Below are 15,441 nucleotides of genomic sequence, written 5' to 3' on the forward strand. Positions count from 1 at the left end.
CGACGGTGGAGTTCGAGAAGAACTACGATCTGCTGCTCGAACGGACCGCCGCCGATCCGGCGTCGCCGGCAAGGTTCGATCCGAAATCGATCGAGAGCGTGCTTTTCGCCAAGCCGTACCATCTCGACTATTTCTCGGTCGGGCTTATCGCCAACGGCGAACGCCTGATCTCGTCATTCGAATCGCGGCTCAACATGGCCGGCAATGGTGGCTACAAAGGCGGAGAGGAGCGCGTCAACCTGAACGCTTCCGTTGCCAACGCAACATTGTCGGGCTATGCCGCACTTGGCCAGCGCATCAGCGCCTTTGCAGACCAGCGATCCGAAACACTTCTCGATCTTAACCGCACATTGTTCTACTCGACCATCGGCGTCATCGTGCTGGTGGCGCTTTTCATTTTCAGGCCAATGTCGAATGCCATCCTGCGCAGGACGCGCGAGCTGGTCGATGCGCGCAATTCCATGGCCTTTATCGCCGTGCATGACGGGCTGACCGGCCTGCACAACCGCACCTTCCTGACCGAGCATTTCGATACGCTGATCAATGCCGCGCAGCGACGGCGTGAACGGGTTGCCGTGGTGCAGTTCGATCTCGACCGGTTCAAGCAGATCAACGACACGTTCGGCCACGCCGCCGGCGATTATGTGCTGGTGGCGGCTGCGCAGCGCATGCGTGATTCGTGCCGTACGTCGGATCTCAACGTGCGGCTCGGCGGCGATGAATTCGTCATGATTCTCAACGGTGCCGGCAGCACCGAGGACATAGATACCGTCGCCTGGCGCATCCTGACCAAGCTCAACAAGCCGATCGTCTTTCGAGGCACGACGATCCATCCGGGCGTAAGTGCCGGGATTGCGGTCTACCCGATCGATGCCGACAATGCTCAGGACCTGCTCGTCCATGCCGATCTGGCGCTGTATTCCGCCAAGAAGCAGGGCGGCGGCAGCTTGTCGTTCTTCTCCGAGGAGCTGAGACGCGAACTCGATTATCGCAAGCAGCTCGAGCTCGACATCAGGACCGCCATCTCCGAGAAGGCGTTCGAAGTCTATTTCCAGCCGCAGGTGTCGCTGTCGAACGGCGCCATCAGCGGCATCGAGGCTCTGGTTCGCTGGAGACACGCCGAGCGCGGCATGATCGCGCCGGGCGAGTTCATTTCCGATCGCGGAAAAATGCGGCTTGATGTCCGAGATCGGCCGCATCGTCATTGCCAAGGCGATCAACGAAGCAGCCGAATGGAACCGCGCAGGCATCGCCTTCGGACGGATCGCCGTCAATGTATCCGGCTCGGAGCTGCGCGAGACAGATTTCGAAGTCTTCCTGTTAGACATGCTGGAGAGGGCTGGCCTGCCAGCGCACAAACTATCGCTGGAGATCGTCGAATCCGTCATTCTCGACGACGAGAAGACCGGTATCGCGGCAAAGCTGCGGCACATCCGCGCCGCCGGCATCCATCTTGAGCTCGATGATTTCGGCACCGGCTACGCATCGCTCAGCCATGTCAATCCAAACGAGATCGATCGGCTCAAGATCGACCGCCGTTTCGTCCAGAACATCAACGAGAACAGCGGCAACACCAAGATCGTGCGTGCCCTCACCGAGCTCGCCCGCGGTCTCGGCATCTCGATCGTCGCCGAGGGCGCCGAAACCGAAGCCGAGCTCGACTCGCTGATGAAGATCGGCTGCGACCAGGTGCAAGGCTATTCCATCGCTTTCCCGATGCCGCCGGACAGCGTGCGCGAATGGCTGGTGGCGCGAACGCCCAAGAAGGCCAGGCTGACAGTGCTGCAGGGCTGCCGGGCGTAGATCCGTTTCCTAGCCTAATTTCTAACCCTCGACATTGGCCCGCAACGCGGCCAGCACCTGTGCAAACTCCGCCAGCCTGTCGTCGGACAGTCCTTTCCGCAGCCGCTTGTCGAAGGCTAACGCGGCGGTGCGCAATTTCAGGAACAGCGCTTCTCCGGCTTGGGTCAGCTCCACCTGGTGAACCCGGCGGTTCTCGGGATCGCGGCGGCGCATCAGCAGGCCTTGCGTCTCCATGGCGTTGAGGTGGTGGGTCAGCGTTGCGCCCCGGATGCCGATCATGCCGGCGAGCTCGCGTTGGTTGGCCAGCTCCCGCGACTTGACCGACAGCAACGTGACCCAGACCGGCAGCGTGCCGCCTGCCTCGACCAAGGCAGCGTCGAAAGCCTGCGCAACCAGCTTGGCGGTGCGCGCGAGATTCATCCCGATCGGCGGGCGGTCAAAGGGCGTCATGATCCGACACTAGAACAAGGGCAAAGCCTATGGAACCGGCTCGAGCTTATGCGTTGACATCTAATCATTTGATATCTATCAATATGCCTAGCGGTGGGCAAGAGAGGAAATGCGGTCATGCAATATGTCTACATCATCGTCCTCGGCCTTCACGTCATGGCGGGCGTGTTCTGGGCCGGCACCACCATCGCGGTCGCCCGCGAACCGGAGATCAGGGCGGAACGTTTCTTCCGGCCGCAAATGGGCGCAGCCGGCGTGGTTTTCCTCACGGGCTTGCTGCTGTGGTATTTCTTCCACAACGACTCTTTCGGCTCGATGGAGAAGGTCTTGGCGCTGGGCATCTTGACGGCGTTAATCGCCGCCGGGGTTCAGGGCGCGCTGGTGGGTTCCGCCAGCAGGCAGTTGGCCGGCGCTGATGCGGTGAAGCAAACCCAATTGCGCGCCAAGATGACAAAAGGCGAACGCATCGCTGGCGGCCTGCTGGTTATCACCGTGTTCTGCATGGCCACCGCCAGGATGTTTTGAACGTCCTGCCGCAATCGCAAGATCGTACGGTGCCCGGCGATAGGCGGCGGCGTGCGCGGCGCGCAGACCGGACCAAAGTACCGTGGTGGCTCTCCGTACGGAGGTTCGGCTGCGCGCCACCAATCAATCCAAAATATTCCTCAGATCCGCAAGCCGAACCTGATGCCGTCATAGATTGCGGCGTGGATGTTGCGCGAGGCTACTGCATCGCCGATGCGAAAGACGACGAAACCGCCTTGCGGATTGCGCACCGGAAAGATGTCGCCGCCATTGACCAGTTTTTCGTAATCGATCGCGCCGGCGTTCTTCGACAGCGGCTTCAGCGCCAGGTAGAGATCGTCGAGCGGCAGCGTGCCGTGCTCGACCACCACCTGGTCGACGCGCCGCTCGCCGCGCCAGCCATCGGCGAAGTCGGAGGCGAGCTCGGCGATCAGCTGGTTGCCTTCGCGCCGCACAGAACGTAGCCGTGTGTTGATGGTCACCGTGACCCCCTTTTCCTGGAAGGCGCGCATGTAGGGCACATGATTCATGCCGCCCATTTCCGGGGCGAAGAAGCGCTCTGGTGAAACCAGCTCCAGCCTGGCGCCGCTATTGGCGATCAGTTCGGCGGCACCCATGCCCTGGTGGCCGCCGTTGTCGTCATAGAGCAGCACGTTCTCGGCCGGCTTGACGCTGCCGGCCATGATGTCCCAGCTCGAGGTGACGAGATCGTCGCCCGCCGTCAGAGGCGGGTTCTGCGGCAGGCCGCCGGTGGCGACCACCACCACGTCCGGCGACAGCGCCAGCACGTCGTCCGTCTCCGCCCATTTGTCGTAGCGGATCTCGACGCCCAGCCGGTCGAGTTCGGCCAGGCGCCAGTCGATGATGCCGATCAATTCCTTGCGGCGCGGGTTTTGCGTTGCCAGCCGCACCTGGCCGCCGGCCTGGCTCGATGCTTCCAGCACCGTCACCTGGTGCCCGCGCTCGGCGGCGACGCGCGCTGCCTCCAGCCCGCCGGCGCCGGCGCCGACGACGACCACCTTCCGCTTCGGTCCCTCGGTTTTCGGAATAATATGCGGGATATCAGCCTCGCGGCCCGTCGCCGCATTGTGGATACACAGCGCCTCGCCGCCCTCATAAATGCGGTCGAGGCAATAGGTGGCGCCGACGCAAGGGCGGATCTCGTGCTCGCGGCCTTCCATCACTTTTTTGACGATATGCGGGTCGGCAATGTGGGCGCGCGTCATGCCGACCATGTCGAGCTTGCCGGTGGCGATGGCGTGACGCGCGGTGGCGACGTCGGAAATCCGCGCCGCATGGAAGGTCGGGAATTTCGTCGCCGCTCTCACCTCCCCTGCGAAGTCGAGATGCGGTGACGAGCGCATGCCGGTCACCGGGATGACCTTGGTCAGCGCCGCATCGGTCTCGATCGAGCCACGGATGATGTTGAGGAAATCGACCTTGCCGGAGCCGGCCAGCCGCCTGGCGATTTCGACGCCCTCCTGTTTCGACAGGCCTTTCTCGAAATCCTCGTCGGCGACCATGCGGATGCCGACGACGAACTTTTCGCCGACCGCGGCACGCACTGCGTCGAGCACCATTCCGGTGAAGCGCAGCCGGTTGTCGAGCGAGCCGCCGAAATCGTCGTCGCGCTGGTTGGTGGCCGGCGACCAGAAACCGTCCATCAGATGGCCGTAGGCTTCGAACTCGATGCCGTCGAGGCCGGCAGCCTGGCAGCGCTGCGCGGCCGCCGCATAGTCGGCGACGATGCGCTCGATATCCCAGTCCTCGATAGTCTTGGGAAAGGCGCGATGGGCCGGTTCGCGCACCGGCGAAGCCGACAGGACGGGCAGCCAGTCGGCCTTGTTCCAACCGGTGCGGCGGCCGAGATGGGTGATCTGTATCATCACCTTGCAATCGTGCTCGTGGCAGGCATCGGTAAGCTCGGCGAGCCACGGCACGATGCGGTCGTCATAGACATGCAGATTGCCAAAAGCGGCCGGGCTGTCGCGCGAGACGATCGCCGAACCGGCGGTCATGGTCAGCGCCATGCCGCCCTTGGCCTTTTCGGCATGGTAGAGCCGATAGCGTTCCTTCGGCATGCCGTCCTCGGAATAGGCCGGCTCATGGCTGGTCGACATCACCCGGTTCTTCAGCGTCAGATGCTTGAGCTGATAGGGCTGGAGGAGCGGGTCGTTGCTAGTCATCATCTTCCTGCTGTTTCAAATTGTGCTAATGAGCGGCAAATTTCTGTTTTTACGCATGTCGCTGTCCCAAAATCGCTGCGCAGTTTTGGGCGACATGCAGCAAGGAACCTGCTCATGACCGATACGAAAAACCTCACCCAGCTCGGCACCAACGTCGAGGCGCCACAGAGCCCTGAAGCGGCAGTCCTGGAAACCGTGCCGTTTTCGCGCGGCGACGGCCCGCCGGCCATCGTTCGCTTCACCTGCCCGGAATTCACTTCGCTCTGCCCGGTCACCGGCCAGCCGGACTTCGCCCATATCGTCATCGAGTACGCACCCGATGCGCTGCTGGTGGAATCGAAGTCGCTCAAGCTGTTCATGACCTCGTTTCGCAACCATGGCGCCTTCCACGAAGAATGCACCGTCATGATCGGGCGCCGCATCATCGCCGCGACCAAGCCATTGTGGTTGCGCATCGGCGGCTATTGGTATCCGCGCGGCGGCATTCCGATCGACGTGTTCTGGCAAACCGGCGCGCCGCCGGAAGGTGTGTGGCTGCCCGACACCGGCGTCGCCCCCTATCGCGGGCGCGGCTAATCGGACGGAGCGGCTCACCTGATCCCGGTCCGGCACAGGTTGGTCCCCAGGAAAGGCATCACGGCGTCGCGGTACCGCTGTTGGTCATAGCGATAGAGATCAACGTGCCGCGCGCCGTCGAACCAGACCAGCTTTGCGTCAGCGCCTGCCGCATCTTTCAACGCCAGTGTCTGGCTGCGAGCGACAAACGGATCCGAATTGCCTGCTAGCAGCAATATCGGCCGATGAATCTCGCCGATGCGATCGACCGGCCTGACATCATCTACCCCGAAGCCAAGGCGGAGCTGCATCTGCGCCAAGAGGATGGTCGCCTGTACGTCGCGCAACATAGGCAAGGGCGCTCGCAACGCCGTGGTTTCCAGCAAAGTCGCGTAGATCTGCTCCAGGACATAGGCATCGGCATGCTCCTGCTGAGCGCCAAATACAAAAGCAGCCGCACCGAGCGACGAGCCGATGGCCGCCACCTTGCGACCGGCGAAGCGTTGCCGCGCAAAGGCGAGGATGCGGCTGGCGTCCTGCCGTTCGATGTAACCAAAGCCTCTGATATCGCCGCCGCTTTCGCCATGTCCCGACAGATCGAACAGCACGATCGAGTAGCCGCTTTCGAAAAGCAGCTTCGCTCTTGGAACCATGGCCAGCTTGTTTGAACCGCGTCCGTGTAACAGCACGATTGTTCCGCAACTGTCCTGCCGATCCGCCACCCAACCGGCAAGGTCGGGCGCGCCCTCCTGCTTCAGAACGATGCGCTCCACCGGTAACCCCACAGGCAGCGTGAAGCTTTGCTGAGGCACGCGGGCCACCGCGCGGCTTCCTGCCTCCCAGGTGACAGCGCAGGCCAGGACGCAAACCGCCGCGAATAAAGCAACCACGACAGGACCTCTTCTCATCGATCGGTCACGTGCACTTCGCATCAGTTGAGCGGCAGCCGCCGGTAGCGGCTGGGGTTGTTCGGGTCGCTGAAATGGTGCATCGGCCCGTGTTCGGCAAAGTGCGCTGACCAGCGTTTCATTGCCGCCGGATCGAGTTCGACGCCCAGCCCGTCACCCTCCGGCACACGCACCGTGTTGGCGATCTGACGGAATGGGCCATCCTTGATGACGTCGCCGATCTGCCAGCGAAACAGCGACTGCGACGCTTCCGTGATCCACGGCGTCGCCGCTACGACGTGCAGATAAGCCGATGTCATGATGCCGAGATCGTTCGAATAGCACCAGAACCCCTTGCCCATCGCCTCACAGGCGGCGATGAATTTCAGAGTTTTGGACAATCCGCCGAGTGCTGCGAAATTGCAGACGAAGTAATCCGGCGCACCGAGCGCGACTGCCCGTCTGATATCCGGGATGTGGGTGGAGAACGGAATGCGCGAATGCTGGCGCAGCGCAGCCATCTCGTCGAAGGTCGCGACCGGATCCTCGTAATTGCGGATGTTGAACGGCTCGATCTCGCGCAGCACCCAGCGCGCTGTGGTCAGCGACCACTGCATGTTGGAATCGAGTTTGATCTGCGCTTTATCGCCAAGCGCCTCGCGCAGCATGCGCACTGTCCTGATCTCGAGCTCGGGATCGCCCATGATCAGCTTGCCCTCGAAGATCGTCGAGCCGTGCTGTTCTCGCATGCCGAGACAGTAGTCGACGATCGCTTCGGCGGTCATCTCGCCGCCGGCTCCGCCTTTAGCGGGGCGAAAGGCGAAATATTCCGAAAACGGAATGTCCTTGCGCACCGCGCCGCCGAGCAGCTTGTAGAGCGGCATGCCGAAGACCTTGCCTCTTATATCCCACAGCGCCAGTTCGACGGCGCCGAACGCCACCGTGGCTGCGTTCTCGCCGGTGTTGGCGGTGATCTGCCAGGGCGGCACACAGCGCGCCTCGCAGTCGGCGATGTCGAGCGGATCGGCGCCAATCAGCGCCGGCGCGATCTCGGCCTTGATCACCTCGCCGAAATGCCACCATGGCGCCTCGCCCAGTCCGACCACGCCTTCGTCCGTCTCGACCTCGATGATCGATTTCGAGGCGCCGCCGTAGAGACCAGCCGTCCACCAGAACGGAGCATCGAGCGGGACGTTGACGTGGGTGACGCGGATGTTGGTGATCTTCATCGGTTCCGTTCTCACTCGCACTGGTATTGGCTGAGCGCCCATTCGCCGGTCACCGAGAGAAGGTCGGATATCTTCCAGTCGCCATCGACTTTCCTGAATTTCCACTCCAGCCGGTGCGGGTTGCCGGCGACGACGAAGGCGACGACGACCTTGGCCTCGTCGCCTTTGATCGCTTCGATGGTCTTCAGGCTGTTGTCGATCTCCGCCTTGTCGTATTCGGAATTGTCGAGTGCCATGTTGGGATCGAGGCACTCGCCCTGCCCCGACTTGCGGAGCGCATCGCTCTTGTCGAGCACCGACTTTGCCGGGTCGGTGAAATGGCCCCGCTGAGCCGGATCGACCTCGAGCCCGGCATGCTCGTAGAACGGCTTCACCACCGCGGTCGGCGAGCCCGGCTGCACGGCTGCGGCCGGCGCGTCTTCTGCCGGCGGCGAAACTGCCGGCGGAGGTGCCGCACTGTCGGCCGGCGCGTTTGCGGGCGGCGCGCCGAACAGGCCCTGAGCGGCGGCGCTGCTCAATCCGGCCAGCAGGCACGCAGTCGCCAGAACCCAGGGACGGCAGCGGAGCACGGCATCACTCCGGCGACTGCCCGGCAAGGCATTCGAGCGCACTCAGGGTCCAGCCGCTGGTCTTCGAGGTGATGTCGGCGATCTTCCAATGGCCGTCGATCTTCTTCAACGACCAGACCATTTCGCGTTTGGAATCATCGCCTTCCGGAAAAAGGTTGAACGTCGCCGTCACCTCGGCGCTGTCGCCATCCAGCGTTTCGGCCAGCGTCAGCGTCTTGGCCACGGTCTTCTCGTCATAGTCCTGCGCATCGAGACCAGGGGCGAAGTCGATGCAGGGAACTTCATCCGGATGGTTCTTTGCGGCATTGTCGTTCAGTTCGAACAGTTTCGTCACCGGTGCGGTGAAGCGGTCGCGATATTGCGCATCGGCCTCGAATTTGACCGACGGGACATAAAAGAACTTCACGGCGTTGGCAGCAGGGCCGGCAAACGCGGCCGCCGGCACGGCCATCGAAAGCGCGGCAACAAAAAGTGGCAGTTTCATGGGTGTCCCCGATTGTTCACTGACGGAAGCTATCAGTACCACGCATCTTGCCCGTCGGCTTTCTTGCGGTCCATGAAATCCTGCAACGTCTCGTCTGCTGGCAACTCAGGCGTTCAGCCAGACATCCTGGAGATCCATCTCGAAGGTTTGGTGGACACCGTAGTTCTTCACCTTCTCATTCATGTGGCTGAACAGCTTCTGCCAAAACGGCTGAATGATGACGCCCGAATCCTGCAGGATCTGCTCGATGTCCTTCATGACCTCGCGGCGCTTTTCCACGTCGATGAGCGAAAGAGCCTGCTTGAGCTTGGCGTCGAAATCAGGGTTCGAGTAGCCGGTTTCGTTCCAGGCCTCGCCGGTGCGATAGCCGAGCGCCAACACCTGTACGCCAAGCGGGCGCATGTACCAGATGGTCATCGAATAGGGGTATTTCGTCCAGTCGTTCCAGAAGGTCGACCCCGGCAGCACGGTGCGCTTCACCTTGATCCCGGCATCGCGCAACTGGCCGGCAATAGCGTCGCCGGTGTTCTTTTGCCAATCGTCCTCGACGGTGATCAGTTCATGCTCGAAGTCGTCCTGCCCGGCATCGGCCATAAGCTTCCTGGCGCCCGCGGCGTCGCGTGTCTTCTTGGGCAGCGCGTAGTATTCCGGATGAATCGGGCTGACGTGGTGGTTTTCACCAACAGTGCCTCGCCCGGCGTAGCCAAGTTCGAGCACCGCTTTGTTGTCGACGGCCATCTGGAGGGCGTTGCGAACCCGCTTGTCGTCATAGGGCTTGTTCGTGATGTTGGTCCGGGCGACGAGCGTGGTCGCTGTCGCGACCTCCGATTTGACCAGCCCCATCTTGTCGAGGATGTCTATGAAGTCGGCCGGCGTCTCGAAGTTGAGGTCGATTTCGCCGGAGTCGAATGCATTTATCGAGGCGTTGAAATCGGTTCCGTAGTCGATGAATTCGACGCCGTCGAGAAGCGCTTCACCGCCCCACCATTTGCCATTCTCACGACGCTTGACGACCGCTTTCTGGCCGACCGCATAAGACACCAGTTCGAACGGCCCGGTGCCAATCGGCTTCTCAATCGGATTGGCGCCGTCGGCGTCGAAGTTGCGATGGACCACCAGCGCCGGATAGTCGGTGAAGTTCGGGATCAGCGAGATGTCCGGTTCGTTCAGCTTCAGCTTCACCGTGTTGTCGTCGACCTTGGTGATCGCCCCTTCCCTGGCCTTGCCGGTCTTTGCATCGATCAGCGCACCGACGCGCGCGGCCATCGAATTGCCGGCGGCAGCCTTCTCGCACCAGCGCGTCAGATTGTAGGCCACGTCATCGGCGTTGAAAGCATCGCCGTTGTTCCAGGCGATGCCCTTGCGCACATGCAGCACGTATTCGGTGGCGTCGTCGTTGACCTCCCAGCCTTCGAGCAGAACCGGCTCGAATGTGAACTGGCGAGTGTAGCGGACAAGCGGCTCGAGCCAGCAGCGTGAAATGTTCGCAAGTTCCACCCAGTCGTAGGTGCGCGTGTCCTTTTGCGCCTTCACCGACATCGAAACGTGCAGCGTTCCGCCTTTCTTCGGCTCTTCAGCCAAAGCCCGCTCCGGCACGGCAAGTCCAATCATGCCGTAGGCAAGGGCCGTCGATGCGCCGAAAGCGCTTGCCAGGGCCAGAAACTCCCGCCGGTCGACGCGACCGGCGCGCGCCTCGCTGGCCATTGCTTCGATGGCGCTCGGTACGCGATCGCCGTTGCTTCTGAAGAGTGTCATTTTTTCCTCCCTTATGGTTCGCATCGGGTCTTCGCCCGTGATCAACTAACGCTGTCCGGCAGTTTCTCCTCGCGCCGCGCAATCAAATCTTTGAGACCATCGGCGATGTCCTCATCGAGCTTCGGCTCCTCATAATCGGCGAGCATGTTGCGCGCTTTCTCGCGGCCGCGGGTGTCGTGGTCCTTTGCTCCTTCCGCCTTCCACTGTTCGAACGAATTGAAGTCCATGATGCTCGGTATGAAGAAGGCGGACTCGAAATGTTCAAGCGTGTGCTGGGTGCCGAGGAAATGGCCCTGTGGTCCGACCTCGCGGATAGCCGCCATAGCCTCCTTGAAATCGTCGAATGGCAGCCCGCCAGCATATTTGTACCAGCCGACAAGCTGCTCGCAGTCGGTGGCAAATTTCGAATAGCCGCAGGTCAGGCCGGCCTCGAGCCAACCGGCAGAGTGCCAGATGTAGTTGGCGCCGGCAAGGATGGCGGCATGCATCAGCATGTTCGCCTCGTAGCCCGCCTGGGCGTCGTTCAGCTTCGAGCCGACATGGAAACCGGACGTGCGCCACGGCAGACGATACTTCCGCGCCAGCGCGCCCATGAGATACATCATCTGGGCCGCCTCCGGCGTGCCGCCCATGGGAGCGCCGGTCTTCATGTCGACCGTCACCATGAACTGTCCGTAGATCTGCGGCGAACCCGGACGCAGGAGCTGTGTGAACGCGACGCCCGCCAGCGCTTCGGCATTGACCTGCGCGACCGCACCGACGGCAGAGGCCGAAGTCGAGGCGCCGCAAAGGGCGAAGGGGGCGAGGATCAGCGGCTGGTTGTGGCGCGCATAGACTTTCATCGCGTCCAGCATGGTGGCGTCCCACACCAGCGGCGAATTGCAGTTGGTGATCGACACCAGGACCGGGTTGTCGCGGACATAGTCCTCGCCGAACACGATGCCTGCCATCGCCATCGTGTCTTCGGCTCGATCCTTGGAGGTCACGATGCCCATGAACGGCTTGTCGGAGTGCTTCAGCGCCGAATGGATGATGTGGAGGTGACGTTTCGGCACCGCGATTTCCATCGGCTCGCAGATGATCGAGCTCGACGAATGCAGCGCCGGCGCCATGTAGGCGAGCTTGTGGAAATTGTTGAGGTCGGCGAGTGTGCCGTAGCGCCTGTTGTTGTCGAGGTCGCGCACGTAAGGCGCCCCGTACATCGGCACGAAGACGGAGTTGTTTCCACCCACACGTACGGAACGCTGGGGATTCCTCGCATTGAGCGTGAACTCCGACGGGACCTTCGAGATGAGCTCCATCAGCAGGGCGCGGTCGATCCGGACCCTTGTCTCCGAGACATCGGCGCCCGCCGCCTTCCACATTGCGATCGCCTCATCGTCGCGGAACTCGCATCCCACTTCTTCGAGGATGGAGAGCGACTCCTGGTGGATCAGCTCAACCGCCTCGTCCGGAACCATCTGATAGACGGGAATCTGGCGGACCAGGGTTGGAAACGACGCTATGGGCGCGCCCCGCAGCGCCTTGCGCCCCAGGCGGCCACCGCTGCGGCGGTTGGTGTGTTCGCTCACTTCAACGGCCGGTGCGTTCATGAAGGCTCCATATTCCTGTTGGTGACCAATCTAGCCAGACAAAATGCGGCTGTGACGCTGGAAAATCCTGATCTCTTGTATAAGCTCAGCTTATGCGAAGCTTGCGCCACCTGCTGCCGTCAGCCGGCAGCCTGATCGTTTTCGAGGCCGCCGGGCGGCTGTCGAGCTTTACCGCCGCCGGGCGCGAGCTCGGCATGACGCAGGCTGCCGTCTCCTATGCGATCCGCGGGCTCGAAGAGCAGCTCGGCGCGAAACTCTTCCAGCGCCGCCACCGGCAAGTCAGCCTGACCGAGGCCGGCGACCGCTTCCATGCCGACGTCTCGCTCGGCCTGTCGCACATTCGCAAGTCGGCGGAGGATCTGCGCCAGATCGCCGTCGGTGCGCATGTGACGCTCGCCGCCTCGACCGCCTTCGCCTCGTTCTGGATGATGCCGCGCCTGCAGCAGTTTCGCGACGAATTGCCGGGCATCGACCTGCGCATCCAGACCGCCGACCGCGATCTCGACATCATCGCCGAAGACATCCCGCTCGGCGTGCGCGGCGGCGAGCCCAAGGAATGGCCGGATTATCATTCGCTGCCGCTGGCCGATGAGGTGATATTCCCCGTTGCCGGCGTTAGTTATGTGGCACGGTTCGGGCTGCCGGAGCGTGTCGCGGACCTTCAATCGCACCGCCTTATCCATCTTGAAGAGCCGTTTCGCGAGGCCGCGAGCTGGGACGAATGGTTCGCCTCGGCCGGTGTCGACATCGCCGATGCCGGACGCGGCTTGCGCATCAACGACTATGCGCTGGTGATCCAGGCAGTCATGGAAGGGCAAGGCATCGCGCTCGGCTGGGGTCACCTCGCCGAGCGGCTGCTGGCATCAGGGCTGCTGGTGCGCGTCACCGGCCACACGATGACGACCGGCAAGGGCTTTCATGTCATCTGGTCGAAGAACCGCGAACTCAGCGACAACGCCCGCAAGGTGCGGGACTGGCTGGCGGCGCAGGCGTGAGGCCGATAAATGCCCGGTCAAACGGTCACGACGATCTTGCCGAATTGCTCGTTCGATTCGAGATAGCGGTGCGCCTCGACGATCTGGTCGAACGGAAAGGTTCTGGCGATTGCCGGCTTCAGCGAACCCGAGCTCAGTCCGTCAAGGATGAACGCCTTGGCGGCCTGCAGCCGGACCGGATCGCGCACGATCTCATGGACGAGATAACCGCGCATCGTCAGTGTCTTTGCCAGCACTGCAGGTAGTGGAAAGGGTGTCGGGTCGAGGCTCAAGCCGCCATATTCGATGAGAATGCCACCCGGTGCCATCGCCGCCGTCAGAGGCTTGAAAATCGGGCCGCCGACGGCATCGAACACCACGCGCACGCCGTCCGGGCCGGCGATTCGCTTCAGCCTGGCTTCCAGGTCCTCCTCTGCCGAGGCGATGACGTGGGCCGCGCCGAACTCAAGCAAAGCCCGCTTCTTGGCGGACGTCCGTGTGACCGCGATCGTGGTCGCGCCAACCATGTTGGCGATCTGGATCGCCGCCAGTCCGACGCTGCTCGATGCCGCAGTGATGACAACAAAGTCCTCCCTGCCGAGTTTGGCAATGTCGATCAGCGCACCGTAGGCGGTGAGATATTGCATCCACGCTGCGGCGGCTTCTTCCCAACTCAGCGATGGTGGATGCTTGACGACGAGCTCGGCGGGATATGTGGCAATCTCACCATAGGCAGGCCAGCGGGCCATCGATAATGGCGGCACGATGCTGACGGCATCGCCAGGCGCAAACCCGTCCACGCCTTCGCCGACCATCTCGACGATACCCGCCGCCTCGAGCCCAAGACCGGAAGGCAACGGCGCGGTCTGGATGTAGGTCCCCGAACGCAGCAGCGCCTCGGCGCGGTTTATACCCAACGCCTTGACGCGGATCTGAATCTCACCGCTCGCGGGCGCAGGCGTGTCAACATTCTCGATGCGCAGGACCTCGGGACCACCGAGCTCATGAAAGCGAACGACACGTGCCATCGGTCACAACTCCAAAATATTTGAACTGAATCAGCTATGCCAGCGCTCATCAGGCGGATAAATAGCCGCTTGAGTAGAGCAGCAGAAACTGTGGGTTTTGAATATGGATCGCCTTACGAGCATGGCCGTGTTCGTCAAAGCCGTCGACCTGGGCTCGTTCGCAGCCGCGGCGGCGGCTCTCGATCTGTCCGGGCCGATGGTCGGCAAGCATGTCCGGTTTCTCGAGGAGCGCCTGAGCGTGCGCCTCATCAACCGGACCACGCGCCGCCAAAGCCTGACCGATTTCGGGCGCGCCTATTATGAACGCTGCCGGTTGGTGCTTGCCGAAGCGGAGGCCGCGGATGCACTCGCCGCCGACCAGCTTGCCGAACCGCGCGGAAAACTGCGTGTCCTCATGCCGGTGCATTTCGGCCGGCGCTGCGTTGCCCCGATCCTGTTCGGGCTTGCGCAGCAATATCCGGCGCTGGAACTTGACCTGTCGTTCAGCGACACCATCGCCGATCTGGCAGAGGACGGCTGCGATCTTGCCATTAGAACGGGCGACCTGGAGGACCAGGCCGGGGTAATGGCGCGTCGCATCGCGCGCCAGCACATGGTCGTCTGCGCGTCGCCGTCCTATCTCGACCGGCACGGCGAGCCACATGAAATCGATGACCTCGGCAGCCATCACGCGATCATCTACCGCCGTTCCGGGCGTGCCGTTCAGCCGTGGCTGTTTCCGCGCAACGGCCAGCCCGCGGCAGAGGTCAGGCCCGTCAGCAGATTACGGCTCGACGATCTCGATGCCATCGCCGATGCCGCGGCCGCCGGCATGGGGCTCGCCTGGCTGCCATACTGGCTGGTTCGCCAGCGCATCCAGGTGGGCGCGCTTGTCCTGCTATTGCCGGAACAATCCCGGTTTCTCTACGACGTTCATGCCCTGTGGTTGCAGACGCGTCATCTGCCGATGAAAGTCCGCCTTGCCGCCGATGCACTGTCGGCAGCGCTGCCCAAGCTCATGACTTGAAGTGCACGGCCGCGGTCGGCTGCGTGGATTTCCTCGAGAACGACTCGACGCAAGCGCAAGCCGTTCGAGGCGAGGCTTCGTCGATCGGCTCGGCAGCGCCGCTATCGATCCGCTCGCGCCCCGCATTGGGCGACAGTGCCCCCGAGATCCGCATCGAGGGTGTCCGCGATCAAGCCTGCGGCGGCACCTGCGGCGCAGTGGTAGAAACACGAAACTATATGGTCAGGTTTCGAATATACAGGAGATAAAATAGAAAAACTGTTAGCAATATCGAAATAACCGTCCAAATAGTAAACCAAATTATTCTCGCAATACGACTCTTTCGACGCTGTATCCATCGAGCGAAATTTACCATCAAGTAATCTAGGATGACGTCCAAATGTCGCCTCCAACGGCCA

At 62.2% G+C, this 15,441-nt stretch carries 14 protein-coding genes and 1 pseudogene; 6 read left to right on the forward strand and 9 right to left on the reverse strand.

Annotated elements, in window-relative coordinates:
* Positions 1-461: 461 nt before the first annotated feature.
* Both NKH16_RS17675 and NKH16_RS17680 read left to right on the forward strand, forming a co-directional pair.
* Positions 462-1,088: pseudogene (locus tag NKH16_RS17675) on the forward strand (diguanylate cyclase domain-containing protein); the annotation flags it as partial.
* Between the two features lie 91 nt (positions 1,089-1,179).
* Positions 1,180-1,803 carry an EAL domain-containing protein gene (locus NKH16_RS17680; protein ID WP_352747038.1) on the forward strand — a complete coding sequence of 208 codons (624 nt, stop codon included), beginning with the start codon at positions 1,180-1,182 and terminating at the stop codon, positions 1,801-1,803.
* Positions 1,804-1,824: 21 nt separating this feature from the next.
* On the opposite strand, the gene NKH16_RS17685 is transcribed toward NKH16_RS17680, so the two are convergent.
* Entirely contained in the window at positions 1,825-2,253 is a 429-nt protein-coding gene (locus NKH16_RS17685) for a MarR family winged helix-turn-helix transcriptional regulator (protein WP_023674397.1), read from the reverse strand.
* Between the two features lie 117 nt (positions 2,254-2,370).
* Between NKH16_RS17685 and NKH16_RS17690 the strand changes: the two genes are divergently transcribed.
* On the forward strand, positions 2,371-2,778 hold the full coding sequence (locus NKH16_RS17690) for a hypothetical protein (protein WP_352747035.1): 408 nt from the start codon (positions 2,371-2,373) through the stop codon (positions 2,776-2,778).
* A 140-nt stretch (positions 2,779-2,918) separates the two neighbouring features.
* Here NKH16_RS17690 and NKH16_RS17695 read toward each other — a convergent pair whose 3' ends face one another.
* A complete protein-coding gene (locus NKH16_RS17695) occupies positions 2,919-4,964 on the reverse strand; it encodes an oxidoreductase (protein ID WP_352747034.1) in 2,046 nt (681 codons plus the stop codon).
* A gap of 114 nt (positions 4,965-5,078) precedes the next feature.
* On the opposite strand from NKH16_RS17695, the gene queF reads away from it, so the two are divergent.
* Complete coding sequence (queF, locus tag NKH16_RS17700) at positions 5,079-5,540, forward strand: preQ(1) synthase (RefSeq protein ID WP_352452275.1); 462 nt, start codon at positions 5,079-5,081, stop codon at positions 5,538-5,540.
* A gap of 14 nt (positions 5,541-5,554) precedes the next feature.
* Here the strand turns inward: queF and NKH16_RS17705 are convergent, their stop codons facing one another.
* The 6 genes from NKH16_RS17705 to NKH16_RS17730 all read right to left on the reverse strand — a co-directional run bounded on the left by NKH16_RS17705 (position 5,555) and on the right by NKH16_RS17730 (position 12,035).
* Entirely contained in the window at positions 5,555-6,340 is a 786-nt protein-coding gene (locus NKH16_RS17705; RefSeq protein ID WP_352747032.1) for an alpha/beta hydrolase, read from the reverse strand.
* Between the two features lie 110 nt (positions 6,341-6,450).
* The gene (locus NKH16_RS17710) at positions 6,451-7,635 is read right to left on the reverse strand and encodes a mandelate racemase/muconate lactonizing enzyme family protein (RefSeq protein ID WP_352747030.1); all 1,185 of its coding nucleotides are present in this window, start codon (positions 7,633-7,635) and stop codon (positions 6,451-6,453) included.
* Positions 7,636-7,646: 11 nt separating this feature from the next.
* Positions 7,647-8,204: a hypothetical protein gene (locus NKH16_RS17715; RefSeq protein WP_352747027.1), complete on the reverse strand. Its 558-nt coding sequence runs from the start codon at positions 8,202-8,204 to the stop codon at positions 7,647-7,649.
* 4 nt (positions 8,205-8,208) lie between these two features.
* Positions 8,209-8,688, reverse strand: coding sequence for a DUF3828 domain-containing protein (locus tag NKH16_RS17720; RefSeq protein WP_352747026.1), 480 nt, complete (start codon positions 8,686-8,688; stop codon positions 8,209-8,211).
* 105 nt (positions 8,689-8,793) lie between these two features.
* Positions 8,794-10,443 carry an ABC transporter substrate-binding protein gene (locus NKH16_RS17725; protein WP_352747024.1) on the reverse strand — a complete coding sequence of 550 codons (1,650 nt, stop codon included), beginning with the start codon at positions 10,441-10,443 and terminating at the stop codon, positions 8,794-8,796.
* A 41-nt stretch (positions 10,444-10,484) separates the two neighbouring features.
* Positions 10,485-12,035, reverse strand: coding sequence for a trimethylamine methyltransferase family protein (locus tag NKH16_RS17730; RefSeq protein WP_352747021.1), 1,551 nt, complete (start codon positions 12,033-12,035; stop codon positions 10,485-10,487).
* A 92-nt stretch (positions 12,036-12,127) separates the two neighbouring features.
* Between NKH16_RS17730 and NKH16_RS17735 the strand changes: the two genes are divergently transcribed.
* Positions 12,128-13,030, forward strand: a complete 903-nt coding sequence (locus NKH16_RS17735; protein ID WP_023674388.1) for a LysR substrate-binding domain-containing protein — start codon at positions 12,128-12,130, stop codon at positions 13,028-13,030.
* A 17-nt stretch (positions 13,031-13,047) separates the two neighbouring features.
* Here NKH16_RS17735 and NKH16_RS17740 read toward each other — a convergent pair whose 3' ends face one another.
* A complete protein-coding gene (locus tag NKH16_RS17740) occupies positions 13,048-14,037 on the reverse strand; it encodes a zinc-dependent alcohol dehydrogenase family protein (RefSeq protein WP_352747018.1) in 990 nt (329 codons plus the stop codon).
* A gap of 103 nt (positions 14,038-14,140) precedes the next feature.
* On the opposite strand from NKH16_RS17740, the gene NKH16_RS17745 reads away from it, so the two are divergent.
* The gene (locus tag NKH16_RS17745) at positions 14,141-15,043 is read left to right on the forward strand and encodes a LysR family transcriptional regulator (protein WP_352747016.1); all 903 of its coding nucleotides are present in this window, start codon (positions 14,141-14,143) and stop codon (positions 15,041-15,043) included.
* The last annotated feature ends 398 nt before the right edge of the window (positions 15,044-15,441 follow it).

This window comes from Mesorhizobium sp. M1307 (genome assembly GCF_040318155.1).
GTDB lineage: Bacteria > Pseudomonadota > Alphaproteobacteria > Rhizobiales > Rhizobiaceae > Mesorhizobium.